Below are 22,121 nucleotides of genomic sequence, written 5' to 3'. Positions count from 1 at the left end.
TTACTCTTCGTTAAATTGTTTCTGATGCAATTGAGCGTAGGCACCATTTTGCGCCAACAACTCTTTGTGTGAGCCCACTTCAATGATCACACCATGATCCACCACGGCAATAATATCGGCGTTTTCAATGGTCGATAATCGGTGCGCAATGGCAATCGTGGTGCGGTCTTTCATCAAACTATCTAATGCCTGCTGGATCGCTCGTTCAGATTCTGTATCCAGGGCTGAAGTCGCTTCGTCTAGAATCAGAATCGGCGCGTTTTTCAAAATGGCGCGGGCAATGGCAATACGTTGGCGCTGACCACCGGATAGCAAGACACCGTTCTCGCCAACCATGGTATCCAAACCGTGCTCAAGGTTTTCAATAAACTCCCAAGCATTGGCTGCCTTGGCTGCGGCAATCACTTCTTCTTCCGAAGTGCCACGTAAATAACCGTAAGCTATGTTCTCACGGATCGAACCGTTGAACAGCACCACATTTTGGTTCACCAATGCAATTTGGCTACGCAAACTTTTCAGGCCGTACTCACGACTATCCAAGCCATCAACCAACAAACTTCCGTCCGTAACATCATACAAACGCGGCACTAGGTTGGCGAGTGTAGACTTACCGCCACCAGAACGCCCCACCAGCGCCAGTGTTTTACCGGCTGGTAACGCTAGGTTGATATTTTCCAATATTAACCGGTCACTGCTAGGGTATTGGAAGCTTAGGTTACGCCACTCAATTTCACCTTTGGCGTGGGTCAGTTCTTGTTTGCCACTGTCGACTTCTTCATCCATATCGAGGAATTCGAAAATGCTTTGTGCCGCAGCAATGCCTTTTTGCAGAATACTGTTCACATCCGTCAACTGACGCGCAGGCTTACTTAACATACCCGCGGCACCAATAAAGGCAACAAAATCACCTGCTGACATGTGCTGACTTAAGTTAGGATCCAGCGCTAGCCAAATCAAAATAGCTAGGGAAATCGCCACCAAAAACTGTACAACTGGAATATTCAGTGCCTTGGTCAGCTCCATTTTAAGTTGGCTGCGTTTGTTATCCCCAGCCGCTTCACGGAAACGATCACGCTCGTACTCAAAGCCACCAAAGATTTTCACCACTTCGTGGCCTTTAATGGACTCAGACGCCACATCCGACACCCCACCCATGGCATTTTGAATACGTTGGCTCAGCTTACGAAAGCGTTTTGAGGCGTAAGAGACCACATAGCCGATCAAAGGAATGATCAACAAGAATAATAGGGACAGTTTCCAGTTGGTGTACAGCATGTAACCCAACAAACCCACCACAGTTAGCCCTTCGCGCAACAAGGTTTTCACTGCCGAAGTGACTGCACCAATTACCTGTTCGGTATCGTAAGTCAGTTTGGATAACAGGCGTCCAGATGGCATTTCACTGTAATAGCTGGTCGGCAATAAAACTAACTTGTCAAACATGGTGGTACGCAGGTCATACACTACCTTATTGGCAATGATCGCCATAAAGTAGCTTCCAAAGAAGGTACCAATACCACGTAATAAGAAAATACCTAAGATAGTCGCCGGAATCAGCAAGCGGTTTTCTTCAATGGCGCCACTCGACACCACATCAACAATGTACTTGAGCTGTGCCGCCAATGCTGGTTCCATGGCGCCATACAGCATGTATCCCAGCACACTGACAAGAAATGCTGGCCACTGAGGTTTGATATACCCCAGCAGACGCAGGTAGATCTTTACCCCAGATTTCTTCACTGGCTCTTGCTGATCAGAGGCTGTCATTAGCTATTCGCCTTTTCAATAATTTTGGTCGTAGAGTAGCCATCGACAAAGGTCAGTACTTTCACTTCGCCACCATGATCGAGCACGTGATCGGCACCGACAATGGATTCAATGGTGTAGTCACCACCTTTTACCAACACATCTGGGGTCAATTGCTGAATAATTTCCAGTGGCGTATCTTCATCAAACCAAGTGACCCAGTCGATGGCACCGATACCTTCTAACACTGCCATACGATGGGTTAAATCGTTGATCGGACGGCTCTCACCTTTTAGGCGTTTGACTGACGCATCGGTATTCACAGCAACGACGAGGCGATCGCCTAGCGCTTTGGCTTGTTTAATATAGGTCACATGGCCTGGGTGCAAAATATCGAAACAACCATTGGTAAAGACTATTTTCTCACCATTCAGTTGCGCCAACTTGATTTGCTCTTGCAGTTCTTCTGGTGACAAGACACCAAAGTTAGTGGAGTGAGAACGGGCAAACATAATGGCTTCTAGGGTATCAGCATCAATTGAGGCAGTACCCAATTTACCCACCACATAGCCCGCCGCTTGGTTGGCGTAATCCACTGCATCGGCAAAACGTTTACTGGTAGTAAAGACTGCAGTTAGCACCGCCACTACCGTATCGCCAGCACCGGTGACATCGAACACTTCTTTGGCAGCGGTCGCGAGAGAGAACGAAGGTTTGCCATCTTCTAAAAGCACTAAACCGTCTTCACCACGGGTTACTAGCAAGGCTTTCCAACCAAAGCGTTGACGCAGTTCTAAGCCTTTCGCTTCAATCTCTTTTAGGTTGGCACATTTACCCACGATGGCCTCAAATTCCACCAAGTTCGGTTTTACCAAGGTCGCACCTTGATAAATGGAGAAATCATCCCCTTTCGGATCAACAAAACTCGGCACCTTGGCTTCGTTTGCCATTTGAATCAGGCTTTGCACATCCGCCAAACAACCTTTGGCGTAATCCGAGAAGATCACCGCATTGGATTCAGGCAATAAGCTCGCTACTTTATCCGCCACCGCTTGGTTTTGGCTTAAAGAATCTTCTCGCTCTTCAAAGTCCAAACGGATTAGCTGTTGATGACGGCTGATCACACGTAGTTTGGTAATGGTTGGCAAGTTATCTGCCGTGACAAAATGGCATTCAACGCCATATTTGGTCAGCGAGTTTTCCAGCGCCACCGCATTCTCATCATTGCCGACAACACCGACTAAAGACACACGTACACCGAGCTTCGCTAGGCCTAGCGCCACGTTGGCAGCACCACCTGGGCGGTCTTCAACATTGGAAACTTTCACCACCTGAACCGGTGCTTCGGGTGAAATACGAGAGGTGCCACCGTGCCAGTAGCGATCCAGCATTACGTCACCGACAACTAGAATGTGTTTGTTCTTAAAGTTTAAATGTGAGGATATCATGGCGCTTTTCATCGATTTTTGAGGGCAAACATTTTATCATAACCAACTTTCAATTTGGACTCATGTGAAATTGATCAACATGGAAATGCCTAAAACCTTGCACAAACGCATCGAAAGCTGTGCAAACCACATCTTCCAAGGTCTGATTCCAAACTGGGTCAGTCACGGCTTCACCATTGAAGGTTACAGCCGCGAAAGCTTAACCCTCGATTGGCAACACAATCCCGTTGGTCGAGTGCGCCTTTTGACCCAATGTCGTCAACTTTACACACTTAGCCATGCAACAAAGCTTGGTTATGTGTCTGGTTATGATGCGCATATTCACGCTTTGTTCAATGCTATTGTCGAACTTTATTTTATCGACGGTCGCTGGATTTTCTCGCGCAACGACGAGATGGAGATTCTTGACACACAAAGCGATGCCTACGCCTTGGCGTTTGTGCTGCTGTCATTTAGCCATTATTACCTGTTAACGAAAGACCTGCGCGCCTTAGAATACATTGAGCTGACCGATCAATTTCTAGATCAGCAGATGCGTCACCCTAATGGCGGCTACTACGAAGCCTACCCGCTCAATGAACACACCTTACGTCGCCAAAACCCGCATATGCATTTACTAGAGGGGTTTGTCGCTGCCTATCAGGCCACACACGACGAAAAGTATGCGGCGCGCATCAGCGAAATTTGCCAGTTAGCCGAGCAGTATTTCGTCGAACCTAACAGCCATACGCTGCGTGAATTTTTCCAGTCGGATTTATCCCTAGACCCTGAAACGGGCCATCTAGTGGAGCCGGGGCACCACTTTGAGTGGGTTTGGTTACTGCATCAAACTCATGCCATTACTGGCCGCGAGCAAGATCTTGTCCTAGCTAAGCGGCTGTGGCAAGTAGCCACTGAGCACGGTATGGCGGACAACGGTGGCATTGTCAACAGCATCGATGGCAATACTTTTGCCGTAGTCGATGGCGACAAGCGTATCTGGCCAATTACCGAATATTTAAAAGCCTGCTGTGTCGCAGAACAGACCGACGCAGAGCGCCAAGAGCGTCTTAGTAACGCACTTGAGTTTTTAGAAAACCATTATTTTATTGACCGTGGCCGCTGGATCGAATATCTCGATGCCAACAATCAAAGCAAAGACTTCCCGTTGCCGGGCACCACGGGCTATCACATCTTTCTTGGTTTAGCCGAAGTGCTAAAATGGCAAGATTCTTAGAGATTACAGGACTTAGACTATGTATATCGTAACTGGCGGCGCCGGCTTTATCGGCAGCAACATCATCAAAGCATTGAACGAACGCGGTATTCGCAACATTCTGCTTGTGGACGATTTAACGGACGGCAAAAAGTGTCTAAACCTTTCTGACCTAGACATTGCCGATTACATGGACATGTACGATTTTCTAGATCGTATCAAGTCGGACTCCCTAGACATCCAAGCCACCGCGGTATTCCACGAAGGTGCTTGCTCTGCCACCACTGAATGGAACGGCAAGTATGTAATGGACGTAAACTACCAATACTCAAAAGCCGTATTGAAGTGGTGTATGGATCATCGCGTACCGTTTTCTTACGCTTCCTCTGCCTCGGTTTACGGCCCAGGTCCAGTGTTCCAAGAATCTCGTGAGTTCGAAAACCCACTGAACATGTACGCCTTCTCTAAGTTCCAGTTTGACCAATACGTACGTGAGATCCTACCAACAGCGGATTCACAGATCGTTGGCTTCCGTTACTTTAACGTCTACGGCCCACGTGAAAACCATAAGGGCAGCATGGCCAGCGTGGCGTTCCACCTACGCAACCAAGTCCTAGCGGGCGAAAATCCAAAACTGTTCGGTGCCTACGATGGCTACGAAGCGGGCGGTCAAAGCCGTGACTTTATCTACGTACAAGACTTGGTGAACACCAAGCTTTGGTTCCTAGATAACCCAGAGAAATCGGGCATCTTTAACCTAGGTACTGGTAATGCTGAACCGTTTAAGACCATAGCGGAAACCGTAATCGAACATTACGGCAAGGGAGAGATCGAATTCATCCCATTCCCAGAACATCTAAAAGGCGCCTACCAAAGCTTCACTCAAGCCGACATTAGCAAGCTACGTGATGCAGGCTACCAAGGCTCATTCCGTGGTCTAGCGCAAGGTGTAAAAGATTACATGGCATGGCTAGACAACCGTGGCTAAGTATCTGATCGTTGGCCCCTCTTGGGTGGGCGACATGGTGATGGCGCAAAGTCTGTTTAAGTCTGTTAAACAACAAGACCCAAGCGCCATCATTGATGTAATTGGACCGGCTTGGTCCAGCCCTATTTTGGAGCGTATGCCTGAAGTACGAAACGCCATTACCCTAAAAACCGGTCATGGCGAATGGGGCATCGCGACGCGTCGCAAGTTGGGCCAATCGCTACGAGCTGAGCAGTACGATCAAGCCATCGTGCTGCCGCGTTCATGGAAGTCGGCTCTAGTGCCCTTCTTTGCCAAGGTGCCGAAACGCATTGGCTATAACGGTGAGCAACGTTACATCCTACTGAATGAGCGTCGTAAGCTGGATAAAAAAATCCTCAATCAAACCGTTAAGCGCTTTGTTTCATTAGGTGTGAATAAGTCTGAGGCTTATCCACCACAGAATTTGCCTAACCCAGCGCTGACGGTGGATAAAGGTAATCAAGCCGCCTTATACCAAAACCATGGTTTGGACAGCACTCGTCCAGCGGTAGCCATGATGGCGGGGGCTGAATACGGTCCAGCGAAACAATGGCCGTTGGCGCACTTTCATGAGTTAGCCGAACGCTTGATTGGACAAGGCTATCAAGTGTGGATTTTGGGCGGTCCAAAAGACATCGACGATGGCAACGTCATCATCAAGGATTTAGGTCCACACGCGCATAACCTATGTGGTAAGACACAGCTGGTGGATGCCATTGATTTATTGGCCGCTGCAGAGCTGGCGGTCAGCAATGACTCTGGCCTGATGCACGTGGCCGCAGCAGTGGGTACCAAGGTACACGGCATTTACGGCTCCACCAGTGAAGCCTTCACACCACCACTGACCGACAACAAAGTCATTCACAACCTGCATTTGGATTGTTCTCCTTGCTTTAAGCGTACTTGTCCGCTGGAACACACGGACTGTTTAAACAAGCTGAAACCTGAGCAAATCATTCAATCGATTCAATTGGACCGCTAGGACGCCCATCATGAACAGCCCTGCAACACGCGCCACGGTGACCGCGGCCCTGATTGTTAAGAATGAAGAAAAAAACCTGAAGACCTGCCTCGACAGCTTAGCGGACTGGGTCGATGAGATTGTGTTGCTGGACTCTGGCAGCACCGATCGAACCGAAGAAATCGCACGCCAATACACCTCCCACTTCTATACCAAAGAGAACTGGGAAGGTTTTGGTAAACAGCGCCAGGCCGCACAAGCCTATGTCAACAGCGACTATGTGTTTTGGATCGATGCCGATGAAGTGGTGACTTCAGAGCTGAAAGCCAGCATTTTAGAGGCCTTAAGTAATCAAGCTGCTAATACCGCGTTCAGCGTGAACCGTAAAAGTTGGGTGTTTGGCCGCTTTATTACGCACTCTGGGTGGTACCCCGATCGTGTCACACGCTTGTACCGCGTTAATGAAGGTGGCTACTCCGACGATTTAGTGCATGAAAAAGTGCTACTAAAAGATGGCGTTAGCACTCAGCCGCTGTCGGGGGATATGACCCACTACACCTACGACGACTTGCACCACTATTTGGTTAAGTCTGCGTCTTACGCCAAGCTGTCCGCCGACCAAAAGCAGAAGCGTGGTAAAACCACCTCTCTAAGCTCGGCCAGCCTGCACGCCTTTGCCTGCTTTGTAAAAATGTACCTGATCAAACGCGGCTTTTTAGACGGCAAGCAAGGCTTCTTATTGGCCGTGCTGTCAGCGCACTCTACTTTTGTTAAATACGCCGATCTTTGGGTACGCCAACAAGCGGATCGCCCTGACGCCCACTGACCTTTTCGCCAAGGATGCTCTATGACATTGCTACAACAGCTCAAATTCAAGCTTTTTAATACCCTAAGAGTCAGTAGCCATAATGCCGTAGACATCCATCCTCAGAGTAAAATCAAAGGCTGCCGTATTTCCATCAAAGGCCGCGACAACCGTCTAGAAATCGCGCAGGGCTGCAATCTGCGCGGCGTCCATATTGAAATCAATGGCGAAGGCTGCCTAATCAAAATCGAGTGCGATACCATTATTGGTGAAGAGTGTTATCTGTCAGCTCGAGAAAAAAACACGCAGCTGATTATTGGTGCAGACTGCATGTTCTCTCGTAATGTGAAGATCATGACCAGCGACGGTCACGATATTTTGCGTGGGCAACAGCGTATCAATCCCGCTCAGTCAATTTATATTGGCAATCATGTCTGGTTAGCGGATAACGTTACCATCTTAAAAGGCGTGAGTATTGGCAACGGTTCCGTGGTAGGTATTAATTCTACCCTTACCAAGAGCATTAATGAGCAACAAATTGCGGTCGGCTCCCCCGCCAAAGTGGTGGCAAGCGAGGTTACTTGGCGCGATGAGCTAACCTTTTAATCGGCTCAGCTCACCCAGTCATCAACAAAGGCTAGAGCGCTTGATAAACCCCTAGCAATTTCTGCACATGCACCTTTTGGTCAAACTCTTGCTGCGCACGCTGACGCGCCGCTTGCTCTAGGGATTCGCGCTTAGCTTGATCCAAACACAAGTCCTGCATCGCCGTCGCAAGCGCTTCAATATTCATTGGATCCACCAACACGCCGGTATTATCGAGAATCTCGGGAATTGCCCCCGTGTTTGCACCGATAATGGCTTTGCCTTGCGCCATGGCTTCAATCACCGTCAAGCCAAAGGCTTCCAAATGGGAGGGAATCGCCACCACATCCATGCCTGACAGCTGCTTTTCTGGGGTGGAAGAGAAACCATAGAAGGTCACTTTCGACGCCAATTTGTGGTCGTTAACATAGGACTGAAGCTTGGCAATATAAGGATCATCACCCCCTTGTTTGGCGTTTAACCCACCAACAATCACCAAATGAAAACGCTCATCCAGCTGCTGCATGGCTTGCAGTAATTCATAGTGCCCTTTGCCTGGCGATAAACGACCGACAATGCCAATGATCGATGTCTCTGGCTTCAGCTTTAGCTCTGCTTGCAGATCAAGTTTGTCTGTTAGTTGCTCTGGAATATCGGTACCAAGCCATAACGCTTGAATCGCATGGTCAGCCACTGGCAGGGCTCGTTTATTGTGCGCCAAGGTGAAGTGACTGATCGAGAGCACCTGATCCACATTGCGGTAGATAAAGCGGTGAAAGACATCTTTCTTCGGCTTTTTCACACCCATATGGTCGGTGTAAATCAGCTTAAAGCCACACAGTTTCTTTAACAATACTGCCAAGGCTAAGTCTGAAGACTTGTGACAATGCACGTATTGAATTTGGTGCTGCTTGAACCATTTCGCGAGACTCAGCAGATGACGATAGCCGTAACCACGACTGCTGATGGCCAGACTGCCATCAAACTCTTTTGCCATCACCTCATCAATTGAAGAGCCTTGAAAGGCGATACCGAACACGCGATGACCCTGGCGTTGCATTTGTTTGCCTACCCGTAGCGGATACATTTCCAAGCCACCAAAACCATAGGACAAACACATATGTAGAATATTCATGGTCGCTTACTTCCCTAGTGTCTCGCACCAGTTCTGAATCGCCCCTAAGTGCGGCTCGATTTCAAACTGGGATAAATCCTCTTGTTGCTCGTTGGGCGTAAACGGCAACCAACGTCCTGTGCTGTTCAGCGTCTGCCAACGCAAAGGCGTCGACGAACGTTTCTTGGGATAAAAACCAATGGTCGGCACATCCAATGCACCTGCGATATGCAATGGCCCCGTGGAACCAGCAATAAATAGATCCGCCACTGCGATGGAACGCATAAAGTCCTCTACCCCATCGTTCTTATCGTACAAACTAATACGTTCCACCTGCCCCGCCATAGCATCGACCAGGGCTTTTGATATCGCGCTTTCACCTGGTCCTGCGGTGATCACAAAGTGCGTTGGCGCTTGCTGGTTAAGGAAAGCAATCAACTTGCTCCATTGGGCTTGCGTTATGGTATTGGAAGAGCCGCCGGTTACCGGGTGGATAAAGCACGTACGTTGCGCAAAGGTGACACCTAAGGCTTGCGTCAGCTTGTCTTTCTGAGCCGTTTTTTGCTCATCACTAAAAGACAATAACTGATGCGGCGATGTGCTTTGTTCAGGCCCCTTTAACACCTTGATCAAGTAATCCGCCAACTCAAGGTTGTACTGATACTCAGGCTTTTCTGATTTTGAACGGCGCTGCCTAAGAGTGTGCGTATAAAGTAACTGAACCCATTTGGTCGCCGGAGCAACCCGCACAGGAATGCGTGCTTTACGCACCAATTGGGCATTGTAGGTATTGGAAAACAGACAAATCGCCGCATCGAATTGTTGTGCCTGTAGCTCTTTGGCAAAGCTTTTCAGCTGTTCAGGCTTTTTAGGATCGAGAATCACCTCATCAATCCATTCACAGGCCTTGGCAATGTCCATGGTATAAGCCGGTACCAATGCCACCACGGTTGCTTGAGGAAAAGCTTGTTTAATAGCTTTAAAAGCAGGTAAAGCAAGGACAAAATCGCCGATCTTGTCATTACGTACGACTAGTATTTTCATTTACAGGACCACATTACGAGCATCGATAAGTGTAAATGCGCCCCAACCATGGAAAAGATCATGCTAGGCACACTGTTCTAGCGCGCTATTTTAAAGCTTATTGCCCCTCAAGTAGAGGGGATAAACTAAGAAAGCCGCACTCAACAGTGTGCCCGCTGCAGAGAGGATTAAGAATCACAGCCAAATAAGTCGCGGGTGAAGACTTTATCGAGCACATCACTCAAATCATCGGTAACACGGTTAGCAATGATCACGTCCGACTCGCGCTTAAACGCGGCCAAGTCATGTTGCACACGTGAGTTAAAGAAAACTTTTTCTTCCATCACTGGCTCATAGACAATCACTTCAATACCCTTAGCTTTAATACGCTTCATCACCCCTTGAATAGCCGAGGCACGGAAGTTATCCGAGCCGGCCTTCATCACTAAGCGATAAATGCCCACCACTTTCGGCGCGCGCTTAATCACTTCGTCGGCAATAAAGTCTTTACGGGTCACGTTGGCATCAACGATGGCGCGAATCAGATTGTTCGGCACCTGATCGTAGTTCGCCAATAATTGTTTGGTATCTTTTGGCAGACAATAACCGCCGTAACCAAACGATGGATTGTTATAGTGGCTGCCGATACGCGGATCCAAACACACACCCTCAATGATCTGACGCGTATCCAAACCATGGGTAGAAGCATAAGAATCCAACTCATTAAAGTAAGCGACACGCATAGCGAGGTAGGTATTGGCAAACAGTTTAATCGCCTCTGCTTCAGTAGAGCCTGTTAGCAAGATGTCGATGTCCTGTTTTTCTGCCCCTTGTGCCAATAGATCGGCAAAGGCTTGCGCCCGTTCCGACTTTTCTCCCACGATGATGCGCGAAGGATAAAGGTTATCGTACAACGCTTTGCCTTCACGCAAAAATTCCGGCGAGAAAATCAGATTATCGGTGCCAAACCGCTCACTGGCTTCTTGAGTAAAGCCTACCGGAATGGTGGATTTAATCACCATGGTCGCACGAGGATTAAACTTAATCACATCTCGAATCACGGACTCAACATGCTGAGTGTTAAAGTAGTTGGTGTCAGGGTCGTAATCGGTGGGTGTGGCGATAATAATAAATTCCGCACCTTCGTAGGCTTCATCAGGGTCTAGCGTGGCACGAAAATTCAGTGTTTCATTAGCCAGATAGTGCTCTACTTCATGATCTTGAATCGGTGATAGCCCCTGATTCAGTAGCGCCACTTTCTCAGGTACCACATCTAACGCCACCACCTCATTGTGCTTGGCTAACAACAACGCATTCGAGATACCCACGTACCCCGTGCCAACAACCGCGATTTTCATGAATCGTCCTTACCTTATCTTGCTTTTGTTCTATTGTGCGCCACAAAGATAACAACTCTGTGACGGACTAGACGTTAGCTTCCTCTAGTTTCCTTAACATACGCTTAGCCCACTGACTCCAAGAGCCCACATACACATGTTTGGCTTCCAAGCCAGCGTAGTTCATGGCCAATACATTATGACAAGCGGTCACACCGGAGCCACAGTAGTACACCATGGGTTTTTCTATGTCTTGTAATAGGCTGGTCCATTCGTCTAATAATAAAGCGGGCGCCTTCATCAAACCCTGATCGTTTAGGTTTTGCATAAAAGGACGGTTCATGGCACCAGGAATATGCCCCGCCACCGGATCCATGGTTTCATTTTCCCCTTGAAAACGATCAGCCGCTCGAGCATCCAATAATTGGAAGCGCTCTGCTTCAAAGTTTGCCACCACATCGTCTTCAGAGACTAACCATGGGTAACTGATGGTTAAACGCTGCGGGGACGGCGTCGGGCTATTCTCCCCCGCTTCAATGAGGTAGCCAGCGCGCTGCCATGCGGGGAAACCGCCATCGAGCACATAGACTTCGATACCCTGTTGCACCAGCATCCACCAAGCGCGGGCCGCCATGGCGCCGCCCATATCATCGTATACAACTACCTGTGTACTGGTATCAATTCCCAAAGACATCAAGGTGTCCGCTAGTACCTCAGGCTCAGGTAATGGATGACGACCCGTCTGCTCCGTTTCATGGCCCGCCAATTGATGGTGTAGATCCACAAAAACAGCGCCCGGAATATGGCCTAACTCATAGGCTTGGCGACCCTTTGCCAAATCCGTTAGGTAAAAGCGGCTATCAACAATCACCAGATCGTTTTGTTCAAGTATTTCATGAAGTTGTGCAGCAGAAATCAGCGTCGGCAAAGCCATGAAGGGATCTCCTAAATCAGCAGGGAATGACGAACAATTGACAATAGCCTACTGCGAATCGCTGGCTTTTGCTATGATGCACGCGCATTGACTTTAGAAAGCCCGACCTATGAAACGTATCGATCAACTTCTGACTGAAAAACAACTGTGTAAATCACGCTCACAGGCACAAACCTTTATTAGCCAAGGAAAAGTTTCCATCCTAGATAAAGGGAAATGGCAGGTGGTAGCAAAGCCCAGCCTAAAAGTTGACGAAGAGATTGAAATCAAACTAGAGCTAGACGAAGACGACCGCTATGTTTCCCGTGGCGCCTTAAAACTAGCAGGCGCATTGGCGTCGTCAGGATTAAGCCTACAAGGTTTTACCGTATTGGATGTGGGCCAATCCACCGGTGGTTTTACCGACTGTGCCTTGCAACATGGTGCAAGCAAAGTCGTCGGCGTGGAAGTTGGTCACGACCAACTCGATGCACGCCTACGTGAGCGTGACAATGTAGTCTGCTTAGAAGGCTTAAACGCACGTCATTTAAGTGCTGATGATCTCGGTGAACATTTACCAGAACGAGGCTTCGATGCCGCGGTGATGGATGTATCCTTTATCTCTCAAACAAAAATCTTGCCGCAACTGCCCGCTTTAATTCGCTCGCAAGGTTACTTGATTACCTTGGTCAAACCGCAGTTTGAGCTAGGTAAAGAAGCCATCGGCAAAGGTGGCATTGTGCGCGACCAACAGAAAGTAAAACAGCTAGAGTTCGATATGAAGCAACTGATCGAACAGCTTGGCTTTAACGTGATCAGCTATGAGAAAAGTGCCATCAAAGGCGGCGACGGCAACCAAGAATTTGTGCTGTTTGCTCAGCGCCACTGAATTAGCTATTCGGACACACATCTTGTGCCAATGAAGAGGTCTCGGCAATAGCTACCTCTTCCTTCGATTCCAGCTCCCTCAGATAACGGCGTGCCATAACAAAGCCGATACAACCAAAGATCACCGAACCGACCGCCTGACCAAAGATAATTCCATCCGCGCCCATCAGCCAACCAAACAAAGCAATCAACGGCCAAGTTCCAAGCGTCGCTCGGCCAAAGTTAAGCAAGGTACTGTTAAGCGGCTTACCAAGGTTGTTAAACACCGCAATGGCAATAAATAGCAAACTTTGGAAAAAGAAACTGAACGAACCATAAGTGGCAAAGAAGTGAATAAGACTGGCGGTTTCTTCTGAAGCATTAAAGATGGACACTAAGAAGCCCTGCGCTAAATACAAAGCAGTACATAAGAATAAACAGTAGATCAAGGCGTACACCACGGCACTGGACATAGCATTGTGCATCCGTTGAAACTGACGCGCGCCATAGTTTTGCGCCAAGATGGGGCCCACCGCGCCAGATAAGGCAAACAACCCACCAAACACCACCGGAATCACACGCCCAACAATGGCAATCCCCGCCACGGCATGATCACCAAAGTCCGCCGCATATTCCATAACAATGGCATTCGCTAACGGCGATGACATATTGGTCAGCATGGCTGGCACTGCAATCAAGGCAATCGGTTTTAAGTCTTTAACACATTCAGCCAGATCAAATTGCCCCAACATTCGATGCATTTTCACCACACCGTAATAGCTGATTGCCACCATGGAAAAGCGCGCCAACAAGGAAGCAATGGCGGCACCATGAATACCTAGTCCAAACACAAAAATCAGAATTGGATCGAGTACCGCATTGACCAAACTACACACCAAGGTGGCATACATGGCGCGGCGCGCATCCCCTAGAGCACGCATAATGCCGGAGGCAATCATGCTGATCATCACCGCTGGCATGCCTAACAGCAGGATCTGGAGATAATCCGTAGCCAAATCTAAGGTGCGAAAGTTGGCGCCTAAAAAGTACAGCACTTCTGGAATACGTGGCCATAGGAACCAGACCACAGCACTGGAAAATAGCAGGCCAATGGCTAACACATTGGTGGCACGACGCTTAGCAAGCTCAAAGTTGCCTTCACCAATGGCTCTAGCGACTAAGGCGGTCGCGGCAATGGATACCGCAATACTGATGGAAACCGTGAAGAATAATACTGTGCTGGCAAAACCGACGGCGGCAAGGATTTCACGTTCGCCTAGCATCGACAAAAATAACATATCCACCAGATCCACCAAGAACATCGCCATCAATCCCAATGCGCCGGTAAACGACATAATGGAGACGTGTTTAAAGGTGGAACCCTGTGTCAATGTTGCCTGTTTCGGCATGCCGACCCTCGAAGAAATATGGAGCGCACTGCGCAGATAGAAAAAAGCCGAACCTGGTCGGGTTCGGCTTGGCTATTATCGCACCTTTTAGTAGGTGATAGAACGCAGCAATGTGGAGTTTTTAGTGAATACCACGGTCAGATTTCGCAAACACAATTTTTTCTACGTCTGCGAAACGCTCGGCGAAATGCACCGTCATATCCGCTTTAACTGATTCAGGCAATTCGTCAAAGTCACGGCGGTTGGCTTCTGGTAGGATCACTTCGTTGATCTTGCTACGCTTAGCGGCAATGATTTTTTCCCGAATACCGCCCACTGGTAGTACTTGCCCAGTAAGCGTTAACTCACCGGTCATGGCCAATGGGCGCTGTACTGGCTCCCCTTTCGCCAACGACATCAAAGCCGTTGCCATGGTAATACCGGCACTTGGACCGTCTTTCGGCGTCGCCCCTTCAGGTACGTGTAAGTGGATCATGCACTTATCGAAGAACTCGGCGTTCTTCTGGTAGCTCTTGGTGTGCGACAACACGTAAGAGTAAGCAATCTCCGCCGACTCCTTCATCACCTCACCCAATTTACCAGTGAGTTTCAAGCCGCGACTTAACTCATGAACCTTATTGGCTTCTACCGGTAAGGTCGCGCCACCCATGGACGTCCAAGCAAGGCCTGTTACCACACCGACACCACGTAAGGTTTTCTCATTGCGGAAGTACGGCATACCCAAGAAGGTCTCAACGTCTTTAACACCAACATTGATGCTTTCCTTTTCTCCGGTCATGATCTGCACCACACATTTACGCAAGATCTTCTGCAACAGCTTATCCAAACCACGCACGCCAGCTTCACGGGCGTAGGATTCGATAATGTACTTGAGCGCCGCATCGGTGATGTTCAGCTGCTTCTTCAGCAACTTGTTTTTCTTTAATAGCTTCGGCCACAGGTGCTGCTTGGCAATCGCCAGTTTCTCTTCGGCAATGTAGCCAGAAAGACGAATCACATCCATACGATCCAACAAGGGCGCTGGAATGGTATCCAATTGGTTGGCAGTACACACAAACAGCGCCTTAGATAAATCCACACGCATATCGAGGTAATGATCCAAGAACTCCACGTTCTGCTCCGGATCCAAGGCCTCTAATAACGCTGACGCTGGATCACCATGGAAAGAAGAACCGATCTTGTCGATTTCATCGAGCATGATCACAGGGTTTTCCACTTCCACATCTTTCAACGCTTGTACAAACTTACCCGGCAAGGCACCAATGTAGGTACGACGGTGACCCTTGATCTCTGACTCGTCACGCATGCCGCCTAAACTAAAACGATAGAACTGACGGTTTAGCGCTTCGGCAATGGACTTACCAATAGAGGTTTTACCCACCCCAGGCGGTCCCACCAACAACATAATAGAGCCACCCATTTCTTGACGATGAGCCCCCAAGGCCAAGAACTCCACAATGCGATCTTTGACATCGCCAAGGCCAGCATGATGCTGTTCTAACACCTCACGGGCTTTATTAATATCGAGATTATCTTTGGAGTGGACACCCCAAGGAATTGAGGTCGCCCAATCAAGATAATTGCGTGTCACGCCGTATTCAGGGGAACCAGATTCCAAGATGCTGAGTTTATGCAACTCCTCGTCAATCTTCTTCATCGCCGCTTCCGGTACGGTTTTACCGGCTAAACGATCCTCGAACATCTCCACATCGGAAGTGCGATCGTCTTTGGAAATCCCCAGCTCTTTTTGAATCACTTTAAGCTGTTCTTTTAAGAAGAACTCACGTTGATGCTTACTGATCTTATCATTCACTTCCGCGCTGATTTCGTTCTGCAAACGCGCAATCTCTAGCTCTTTACGCAGTAAAGTCAGTGACGAGTGCAAACGCGGAATAATCGGCAAGGTAGCTAATACATCGTACAACTCGTGTGGGTCAGCCGAGGTAATGGACGCGGCGAAGTCCGCCAATAAACCTGGTTCATTAAAGGAGAAACGCCCCAGATATTGACGCAGATCTTCGCTGAATAATGGGTTTAAACGGATCAGCTCTTTGATCGCATCGAGAATGGCAATGGAATAAGCCTTGGACTCGTCATCACGCAGAGTCGAGTCACTGATGTAACGTACGCGAGCACGATAAGGCGCTTCAGTACTGAGCCACTCCACTACTTCAATACGCTTTAGACCTTGCGCTAGGAAGGTAATCTTTTCATCGGTTTTCTCAGCACGGTGCGTTTTCGCGACACAACCGATATGGGAAAAAGTCTCTACTTTGGGCGCACCAGGGCCAAGGCGTTCCGCATAGATCAAACCCACCACCGCCTGTGGCTGATCAGCAATGTATTCTAACGTGTCTTCCCATGGTTCTGCGTCCACCATAACTGGCTGAACTTGAGCAGGGAAGAAAGGTCGGCTCGACACCGGTAGGATGTAAAGGGTGTCAGGAAGGACATCATCAGGTAAAGCGAGTGCACGCGGGTCACTAATGGACACTTCGTCGGTATCAACAACATTATCTTCAGATGGATCTAAATACTTTTCGTCGTCACTCATAAGTCTCTATCTCTCTTGGAACCGCTGAAAAACGGTTAAGGAACAATAAAAACTTATGTAGTGACGTTTGCAAAAATTACAATCCACAAAATGCGGCTACGCAATCTCTCCTTGATCTTTGCATCGCCTGCACCGATAAAATCGCTTTAACCACGCAACGCAAGAAAGGCCCCAGCACTTGCCATAATGCCACCTGCACCCTGGTTCATGCGTTTTATAGCACGGGGGGATTTCATCAAGCGACGCGCTTGCGAAGCACTATAAGAAATCAATGTCAGACCCAGCATCAAGGCGATAAACGCTAGCATGGCCGCTAGGACAATATCATTGCCCTTTAACGCGGTCACATCCATAAAGGTCGGTAAGAAGGCAATGTAAAACAACACCACTTTTGGGTTTGAAGAGGAAATAAAAAAGCCTTGTAACGCAGCCCCCCAACCTTGCTTACGAGTTTTCTCTGTATCCTCTGCTGGCCCCATGGACACCGGTGCTGTCCACATTTTCCAGCCTAGATACAATAAATAGGCCGCACCAATATAACGAATGGCGATAAATACCATTTCCCATTGTTGCGCGATTGCGGCTAAACCAAAGCACGCCATCACCAGATACAGAATATCGCCACAGGCCATACCCGCCGATAATGGCAGTGTTTTTATGACCCCATGGGACAAGCTCTTCGCCAAGATAGCAAACACGCCAGGCCCTGGTGTAATACCAAAGATAAAGATCGCAATAAAAAAGGTGATGGCACTTTCTAGGGTCATATCAGACGTCCTCAATACCGCAGCTTAATAACACCATTCGGGTGACAAATTGCTTCGCCTCGTCAAAATCCGACTCTTCCAACTCATCCTTCTTCAGCAGAATTTTCACCTGTGCATCAAAGTCGGCGTAGGTCTGAGTCATGGCCCAAATGGTAATAAATAAATGTTCCACCGCCACAGGCTTCATCAAGCCCTGCTCTACCCAAGTGTTGATGGTCTGCTTTTCTTTCTGTAGTTCATCAACAAAGAAGCGACGTAAAAACTCCAGCACAAACGGTTCTTCACCAATCAGCGCCATGGCAAACACTTTCGACGCATTCGGGTTTAAGCGTGACTGATCCAGCTTTTCACTGATGTAACGGGTTAAGTTATGACGCGGGCCGGTTTCCACATTGAATTGACTGACCGAATCCAGCCACAGCTGCAAAATGCTTTCTAGTACCGCTTCGAGCAGATCTTTCTTGGAGCGGTAGTAATAATGGATATTGGCCTTCGGAAGGCCGGCTTCGTCGGCAATCATCTGCGTAGTCGTCTTAGCCAAACCTTGACGCGCAAACACACGCTCTGCAGTTGCCAAAATCAAGGCCTGATTCTGAGCACGAATATGGCTTTTCAACTGAGTTTTGGTGCGTTTAGGAGATTCTGACACGTTCGCCTCGATAGCAATTTTGAAAATTAAAGACGTGCAAATTATAGGGGGAAACGACAGGAGTTACATTAAAAATGGGGAGCAAAGCTCCCCGTTCCCCTCACAACAGTTAGGTGTTAGGCGTACACCTAGTGTGCTGCTGTACCACGTTGGCTCAGTTTACCAATGACTCGACATCATTGAGCAATCTGGTCTGTCGTGCGAACACGACATAAGCTTGAATAGAGAATCAGAGTACACACTATTATTTTACAGCGCAAGACAAAACTAACCAATCGTTCAGATATTTTAGCTAGGCCGCCAACACAACACGATTACGGCCTTTCTTTTTCGCTTGATAAAGCGCCTGGTCAGCGCGCTTCATCACTTCAGCAGGCACATCACTGGTACCACCTAAGGCCAGCCCCATACTCACCGTTACCGAGACCTTCTTTTCTTTGGCTTCAGTAGACACATCAAGTTGCTCGCCATGCACCTCTTCACGAATTTGCTCGAGCACCGCTTGCGCATGCTCTACCCCGCGCCCCTTAAACAATAAGGTGAATTCCTCACCCCCATAGCGGTAGACAGACGCCATATTGCCGTAACGCTGCATGACTCGCGCCACCTGCTTTAATACTTCATCACCTTTGGCATGACCGTAGCTGTCGTTGAATTTCTTAAAGTGATCCACATCCAGCATGGCGATGGCATAATGTCTTGGCAACGCCAACATGGCTTCATTGAGCGCGCGACGACTCGGCAATTGCGTCAATTCATCGCGGTACGCCATGCGATGACTTTCCGCCACCACAAACCAGACCCATACGAGGATCTGCGCGCTACGAACGGCAGACTCTTGTTGAGCCGAAAAGGACATGCACTCTATTAGCAACAGGGTCGCTAAACTCACTAACACCGCAGTGGAGAAGCCATCGGCTTTACGCCACCAAGTGATCAAGCTTAATAGAGATGTCACCGCAATCATCAGCCAACAGAACAAGGATGATAGCGATATATTCAGTAAAGGCACCGAAATGGCTAAGAAGTTAAAGTTGATGAGCTCTTTTTCATAGCTGACACTCCAAGCCACCAACATACTCAAGAATAAAACTCGATTGAATACAAAGCGATTGAAGAACCCCCGCTCACGAAGCAACAGCAGCAGCCCTAAGCCGATCGCGGCTACTGTAGTAAAACTGCTGGGCAGAGAGTCATTCTCCACATAGGGATAAAACGTCGGCAGCAACACCAAACCACCGGCCAACAAGACCTTGCCACGGTTAAAATGCCACGCCATAAACACCATAACGCTCGCTAACACGTACGGTAACCAAGGCAACAAATCCAACGCTAACGAGGGCAAGGCACGTGTATAGACACTAGCGAATAACCCCGCCAGTAAAATAAAAAGAGGAATAAGAAGAGAGCCTGTTCTTTGAGGCATTCGTTAACCTATCGAACCAATCGATCAAAACAAATCAATATCTTGCCCCGAAAGCAGAACATTTTCATTAATAATTAAGCGAAACTATCAACAAGAGATCATTATGGGACTTTTAATCGACGGTAAATGGCACGATCAGTGGTATGACACTAAGGCCACTCAGGGTAAATTCGTACGTTCGCAATCTCAATTTCGCAACTGGATTGTTTCGCCAGAGCTTTTTGATGCGAACGATGCCACACATTTTCCAGCCGAGTCTGGACGTTACCACCTATATGTTTCATTAGCGTGTCCATGGGCCCATCGCACCCTAATATTCCGCCATTTAAAACAATTAGAACAACATATTAGCGTCAGCTGCGTACATCCACACATGCTGGAAAATGGTTGGGAGTTTAAACATGATCCTGATTTTGCCGACGCTCATGTGAGCATGGGAGATCCCTTACATGACTTCCAGTTTGCCTATCAGCTCTACACCCACGCCAACCCCGAGTACTCCGGTCGCGTGACGGTGCCAATTTTATGGGACAAACAAACCCACACCATTGTTTCCAACGAGTCAGCGGACATCATTCGCATGCTCAACAGCGCTTTTAATCAACTAACTGGCAATCAAGACGACTACTACCCTGCAGCCTTGCAGGATGAAATCCATGCTTTAAATGATCGTATTTATGACACGGTCAATAATGGCGTTTACAAGTCAGGCTTTGCTACCACGCAAGCCGCCTATGAAGAAGCATTATACCCTTTATTTGAATCACTTGAGTTTCTTGAGCAACGCCTTAACAAGACGGCTTTTTTGACGGGAGATCAGACCACCGAAGCGGATTGGCGCTTGTTTACCACCTTGATTCGCTTCGATGCGGTGTATCATGGCCACTTTAAGTGCAATCTTAAACGCATCCTAGACTACCCAAATCTGAATGCTTATCTAGAACGCCTGTATAACACGCAACAGGTGGCGAGCACGGTCAACCTTCAACATATTAAGCAGCATTACTACTATAGCCACGCGACCATCAACCCTACGCGGGTCGTTCCAGTCGGTCCAGAGCGACTTTTCCGCTCTGAAATTTAAGGATAAATTTAGGGAAAGTTGAGCACTTTTTGACAATATTCAAACTCGCGGCTATCAAATCATCTGATTTTTTCAGATAATGCACTGCTCATATATTGAACTTTCAGAACGAGCATCAGGTATCCCTGCTGCTCGTTTTGTATATAAACGCTCTAATAAAATGATGGTTGAATATGGAACGTAAGTTACTTTGGGTTATCTCGAGTATCGTGATCTTGATTTTATGGTTTAAAATTGAACCCCAGGATACTCAACAAGCCGATTCTAATGTCGAAAGCTCGGAACAAGCTCAAGTGGGTACCAAGAAACCTGAGAAGAAGCCAGTTCAAAGCTCTCGAGAATCCTCTGTGACGGAGGAAGAAAAAGAATACTTCCAAAGCCACCCACTTGACGGCAGTAAGCCTGACTTTGCCGCCATTTCTGACGTACAAGAACGCAAAGCGGTTTTCTTCGACTACCTACTGCCTTTTGTGACGGAAAAGAACGACCTATTGCTAAAAGATCGTAGTCGTCTTCAAGCCATTCTAGACAATCCAGAGCCACCGTCTCGAGAAGATAAGACTTGGATTGCAGCTCTTCGCAGCATTCACAAACTGCGTAAGTTAGGGGTTTACACCCACGAAGATATCGCGGCTTTGCTGCGCTACGTGGATATTATCCCGGCCTCCTTGGTCTTAGCACAAGCGGCAAACGAGTCGGCTTGGGGTACCTCCCGCTTTGCATTAGAAGGCAATAACTACTTCGGGCAATGGTGTTTCACCAACGGTTGCGGCCTAGTACCTAACTCTCGTGGCGAAGATCAAGACCACGAAGTACGCAAATTTGAAGACGCTCGTGAATCCGTGTTTGCTTACATTGATAACCTCAACAGCAACTCAGCTTACAAAGAGCTGCGCACTATCCGTTCGCAACTGCGCAAAGATGGCGAAAACATTACTGGTCTAGCCCTAGTTCACGGCCTTGAGAATTACTCTCAGCGCGGTCAAGACTACATTGATGAAATCGAAAGTCTGATTGATTACAACGAATTATGGCGTTTCAATGTGCATACTGATGAAGCGACTTATAATAACGAGTAAACAAATGACGAAAACCTAGGGTTTCGTTCATTTCTTCTGCGAACACAGTGTTTTGCAGGAAAATTCGCTCTGTATAGGGTGGCGGTGAATCGCCCCCATCCTTTACAATACCAAGCGTTAATATCCAAAATTATAAATCGAGGACATTCC

19 protein-coding genes are annotated in these 22,121 nt (G+C 48.1%); 8 read left to right on the top strand and 11 right to left on the bottom strand.

Features of this window, described 5'->3' with window-relative positions; translation table 11 throughout:
- A complete protein-coding gene (msbA, locus tag ACOSVP_RS01210; RefSeq protein WP_487345694.1) occupies window positions 1–1,767 on the bottom strand; it encodes a lipid A export permease/ATP-binding protein MsbA in 1,767 nt (588 codons plus the stop codon).
- On the bottom strand, window positions 1,767–3,194 hold the full coding sequence (gene hldE, locus ACOSVP_RS01205) for a bifunctional D-glycero-beta-D-manno-heptose-7-phosphate kinase/D-glycero-beta-D-manno-heptose 1-phosphate adenylyltransferase HldE (RefSeq protein WP_487345693.1): 1,428 nt from the start codon (window positions 3,192–3,194) through the stop codon (window positions 1,767–1,769). The genes msbA and hldE overlap by 1 nt, the downstream gene beginning before the upstream one ends.
- Before the next feature lie 64 nt (window positions 3,195–3,258).
- On the opposite strand from hldE, the gene ACOSVP_RS01200 reads away from it, so the two are divergent.
- From ACOSVP_RS01200 to ACOSVP_RS01180, 5 genes are read left to right on the top strand one after another with little or no spacing between them, the layout of a single operon-like run.
- Window positions 3,259–4,410 (top strand): AGE family epimerase/isomerase, encoded by a 1,152-nt coding sequence (locus tag ACOSVP_RS01200; RefSeq protein ID WP_487345692.1) that lies wholly within the window; start codon window positions 3,259–3,261, stop codon window positions 4,408–4,410.
- Between the two features lie 19 nt (window positions 4,411–4,429).
- A complete protein-coding gene (rfaD, locus tag ACOSVP_RS01195; protein ID WP_487345691.1) occupies window positions 4,430–5,377 on the top strand; it encodes an ADP-glyceromanno-heptose 6-epimerase in 948 nt (315 codons plus the stop codon).
- Window positions 5,370–6,380, top strand: a complete 1,011-nt coding sequence (gene waaF / locus ACOSVP_RS01190; RefSeq protein ID WP_487345690.1) for a lipopolysaccharide heptosyltransferase II — start codon at window positions 5,370–5,372, stop codon at window positions 6,378–6,380. The genes rfaD and waaF overlap by 8 nt, the downstream gene beginning before the upstream one ends.
- Before the next feature lie 10 nt (window positions 6,381–6,390).
- Window positions 6,391–7,185: a glycosyltransferase family 2 protein gene (locus ACOSVP_RS01185; RefSeq protein ID WP_487345689.1), complete on the top strand. Its 795-nt coding sequence runs from the start codon at window positions 6,391–6,393 to the stop codon at window positions 7,183–7,185.
- 21 nt (window positions 7,186–7,206) lie between these two features.
- The gene (locus ACOSVP_RS01180) at window positions 7,207–7,770 is read left to right on the top strand and encodes an acyltransferase (protein ID WP_487345688.1); all 564 of its coding nucleotides are present in this window, start codon (window positions 7,207–7,209) and stop codon (window positions 7,768–7,770) included.
- Between the two features lie 31 nt (window positions 7,771–7,801).
- On the opposite strand, the gene ACOSVP_RS01175 is transcribed toward ACOSVP_RS01180, so the two are convergent.
- The 4 genes from ACOSVP_RS01175 to ACOSVP_RS01160 form a co-directional block, all read right to left on the bottom strand.
- A complete protein-coding gene (locus ACOSVP_RS01175; RefSeq protein WP_487345687.1) occupies window positions 7,802–8,884 on the bottom strand; it encodes a glycosyltransferase family 4 protein in 1,083 nt (360 codons plus the stop codon).
- A 6-nt stretch (window positions 8,885–8,890) separates the two neighbouring features.
- Window positions 8,891–9,907 (bottom strand): glycosyltransferase family 9 protein, encoded by a 1,017-nt coding sequence (locus ACOSVP_RS01170; protein WP_487345686.1) that lies wholly within the window; start codon window positions 9,905–9,907, stop codon window positions 8,891–8,893.
- Window positions 9,908–10,074: 167 nt separating this feature from the next.
- Window positions 10,075–11,244 carry a nucleotide sugar dehydrogenase gene (locus ACOSVP_RS01165; protein WP_487345685.1) on the bottom strand — a complete coding sequence of 390 codons (1,170 nt, stop codon included), beginning with the start codon at window positions 11,242–11,244 and terminating at the stop codon, window positions 10,075–10,077.
- Window positions 11,245–11,311: 67 nt separating this feature from the next.
- The gene (locus ACOSVP_RS01160; protein ID WP_487345684.1) at window positions 11,312–12,157 is read right to left on the bottom strand and encodes a sulfurtransferase; all 846 of its coding nucleotides are present in this window, start codon (window positions 12,155–12,157) and stop codon (window positions 11,312–11,314) included.
- Between the two features lie 109 nt (window positions 12,158–12,266).
- Between ACOSVP_RS01160 and ACOSVP_RS01155 the strand changes: the two genes are divergently transcribed.
- Window positions 12,267–13,025: a TlyA family RNA methyltransferase gene (locus tag ACOSVP_RS01155; RefSeq protein ID WP_487345683.1), complete on the top strand. Its 759-nt coding sequence runs from the start codon at window positions 12,267–12,269 to the stop codon at window positions 13,023–13,025.
- A gap of 1 nt (window position 13,026) precedes the next feature.
- Here the strand turns inward: ACOSVP_RS01155 and ACOSVP_RS01150 are convergent, their stop codons facing one another.
- From ACOSVP_RS01150 to ACOSVP_RS01130, 5 genes are all read right to left on the bottom strand, one after another.
- Complete coding sequence (locus ACOSVP_RS01150; RefSeq protein WP_487345682.1) at window positions 13,027–14,412, bottom strand: MATE family efflux transporter; 1,386 nt, start codon at window positions 14,410–14,412, stop codon at window positions 13,027–13,029.
- A 121-nt stretch (window positions 14,413–14,533) separates the two neighbouring features.
- The gene (gene lon / locus ACOSVP_RS01145; RefSeq protein ID WP_487345681.1) at window positions 14,534–16,966 is read right to left on the bottom strand and encodes an endopeptidase La; all 2,433 of its coding nucleotides are present in this window, start codon (window positions 16,964–16,966) and stop codon (window positions 14,534–14,536) included.
- A 146-nt stretch (window positions 16,967–17,112) separates the two neighbouring features.
- Window positions 17,113–17,733, bottom strand: coding sequence for a LysE family translocator (locus tag ACOSVP_RS01140; RefSeq protein WP_487345680.1), 621 nt, complete (start codon window positions 17,731–17,733; stop codon window positions 17,113–17,115).
- 1 nt (window position 17,734) lies between these two features.
- Complete coding sequence (locus ACOSVP_RS01135; protein WP_487345679.1) at window positions 17,735–18,382, bottom strand: TetR family transcriptional regulator C-terminal domain-containing protein; 648 nt, start codon at window positions 18,380–18,382, stop codon at window positions 17,735–17,737.
- 292 nt (window positions 18,383–18,674) lie between these two features.
- On the bottom strand, window positions 18,675–19,808 hold the full coding sequence (locus tag ACOSVP_RS01130; RefSeq protein WP_487345678.1) for a GGDEF domain-containing protein: 1,134 nt from the start codon (window positions 19,806–19,808) through the stop codon (window positions 18,675–18,677).
- A 103-nt stretch (window positions 19,809–19,911) separates the two neighbouring features.
- Between ACOSVP_RS01130 and ACOSVP_RS01125 the strand changes: the two genes are divergently transcribed.
- A complete protein-coding gene (locus tag ACOSVP_RS01125) occupies window positions 19,912–20,892 on the top strand; it encodes a glutathione S-transferase family protein (RefSeq protein ID WP_487345677.1) in 981 nt (326 codons plus the stop codon).
- Window positions 20,893–21,065: 173 nt separating this feature from the next.
- On the top strand, window positions 21,066–21,971 hold the full coding sequence (locus tag ACOSVP_RS01120; protein ID WP_487345676.1) for a glucosaminidase domain-containing protein: 906 nt from the start codon (window positions 21,066–21,068) through the stop codon (window positions 21,969–21,971).
- Window positions 21,972–22,121: the final 150 nt, after the last annotated feature.

Source organism: Marinomonas sp. HM11-D (genome assembly GCF_057626615.1).
Note: the sequence above shows the minus strand (reverse complement) of the source record. Positions and strands in the feature narration are given on the sequence as shown.

What these genes read in the sequence shown, in the direction of transcription:
- msbA (WP_487345694.1), bottom strand. Translation starts at nt 1,767, where the DNA reads ATGACAGCCTCTGATCAGCAAGAGCCAGTGAAGAAATCTGGGGTAAAG.
- hldE (WP_487345693.1), bottom strand. Translation starts at nt 3,194, where the DNA reads ATGATATCCTCACATTTAAACTTTAAGAACAAACACATTCTAGTTGTC.
- rfaD (WP_487345691.1), top strand. Translation starts at nt 4,430, where the DNA reads ATGTATATCGTAACTGGCGGCGCCGGCTTTATCGGCAGCAACATCATC.
- ACOSVP_RS01185 (WP_487345689.1), top strand. Translation starts at nt 6,391, where the DNA reads ATGAACAGCCCTGCAACACGCGCCACGGTGACCGCGGCCCTGATTGTT.
- ACOSVP_RS01180 (WP_487345688.1), top strand. Translation starts at nt 7,207, where the DNA reads ATGACATTGCTACAACAGCTCAAATTCAAGCTTTTTAATACCCTAAGA.
- ACOSVP_RS01175 (WP_487345687.1), bottom strand. Translation starts at nt 8,884, where the DNA reads ATGAATATTCTACATATGTGTTTGTCCTATGGTTTTGGTGGCTTGGAA.
- ACOSVP_RS01170 (WP_487345686.1), bottom strand. Translation starts at nt 9,907, where the DNA reads ATGAAAATACTAGTCGTACGTAATGACAAGATCGGCGATTTTGTCCTT.
- ACOSVP_RS01165 (WP_487345685.1), bottom strand. Translation starts at nt 11,244, where the DNA reads ATGAAAATCGCGGTTGTTGGCACGGGGTACGTGGGTATCTCGAATGCG.
- ACOSVP_RS01160 (WP_487345684.1), bottom strand. Translation starts at nt 12,157, where the DNA reads ATGGCTTTGCCGACGCTGATTTCTGCTGCACAACTTCATGAAATACTT.
- ACOSVP_RS01155 (WP_487345683.1), top strand. Translation starts at nt 12,267, where the DNA reads ATGAAACGTATCGATCAACTTCTGACTGAAAAACAACTGTGTAAATCA.
- ACOSVP_RS01150 (WP_487345682.1), bottom strand. Translation starts at nt 14,412, where the DNA reads ATGCCGAAACAGGCAACATTGACACAGGGTTCCACCTTTAAACACGTC.
- lon (WP_487345681.1), bottom strand. Translation starts at nt 16,966, where the DNA reads ATGAGTGACGACGAAAAGTATTTAGATCCATCTGAAGATAATGTTGTT.
- ACOSVP_RS01140 (WP_487345680.1), bottom strand. Translation starts at nt 17,733, where the DNA reads ATGACCCTAGAAAGTGCCATCACCTTTTTTATTGCGATCTTTATCTTT.
- ACOSVP_RS01130 (WP_487345678.1), bottom strand. Translation starts at nt 19,808, where the DNA reads ATGCCTCAAAGAACAGGCTCTCTTCTTATTCCTCTTTTTATTTTACTG.
- ACOSVP_RS01125 (WP_487345677.1), top strand. Translation starts at nt 19,912, where the DNA reads ATGGGACTTTTAATCGACGGTAAATGGCACGATCAGTGGTATGACACT.
- ACOSVP_RS01120 (WP_487345676.1), top strand. Translation starts at nt 21,066, where the DNA reads ATGGAACGTAAGTTACTTTGGGTTATCTCGAGTATCGTGATCTTGATT.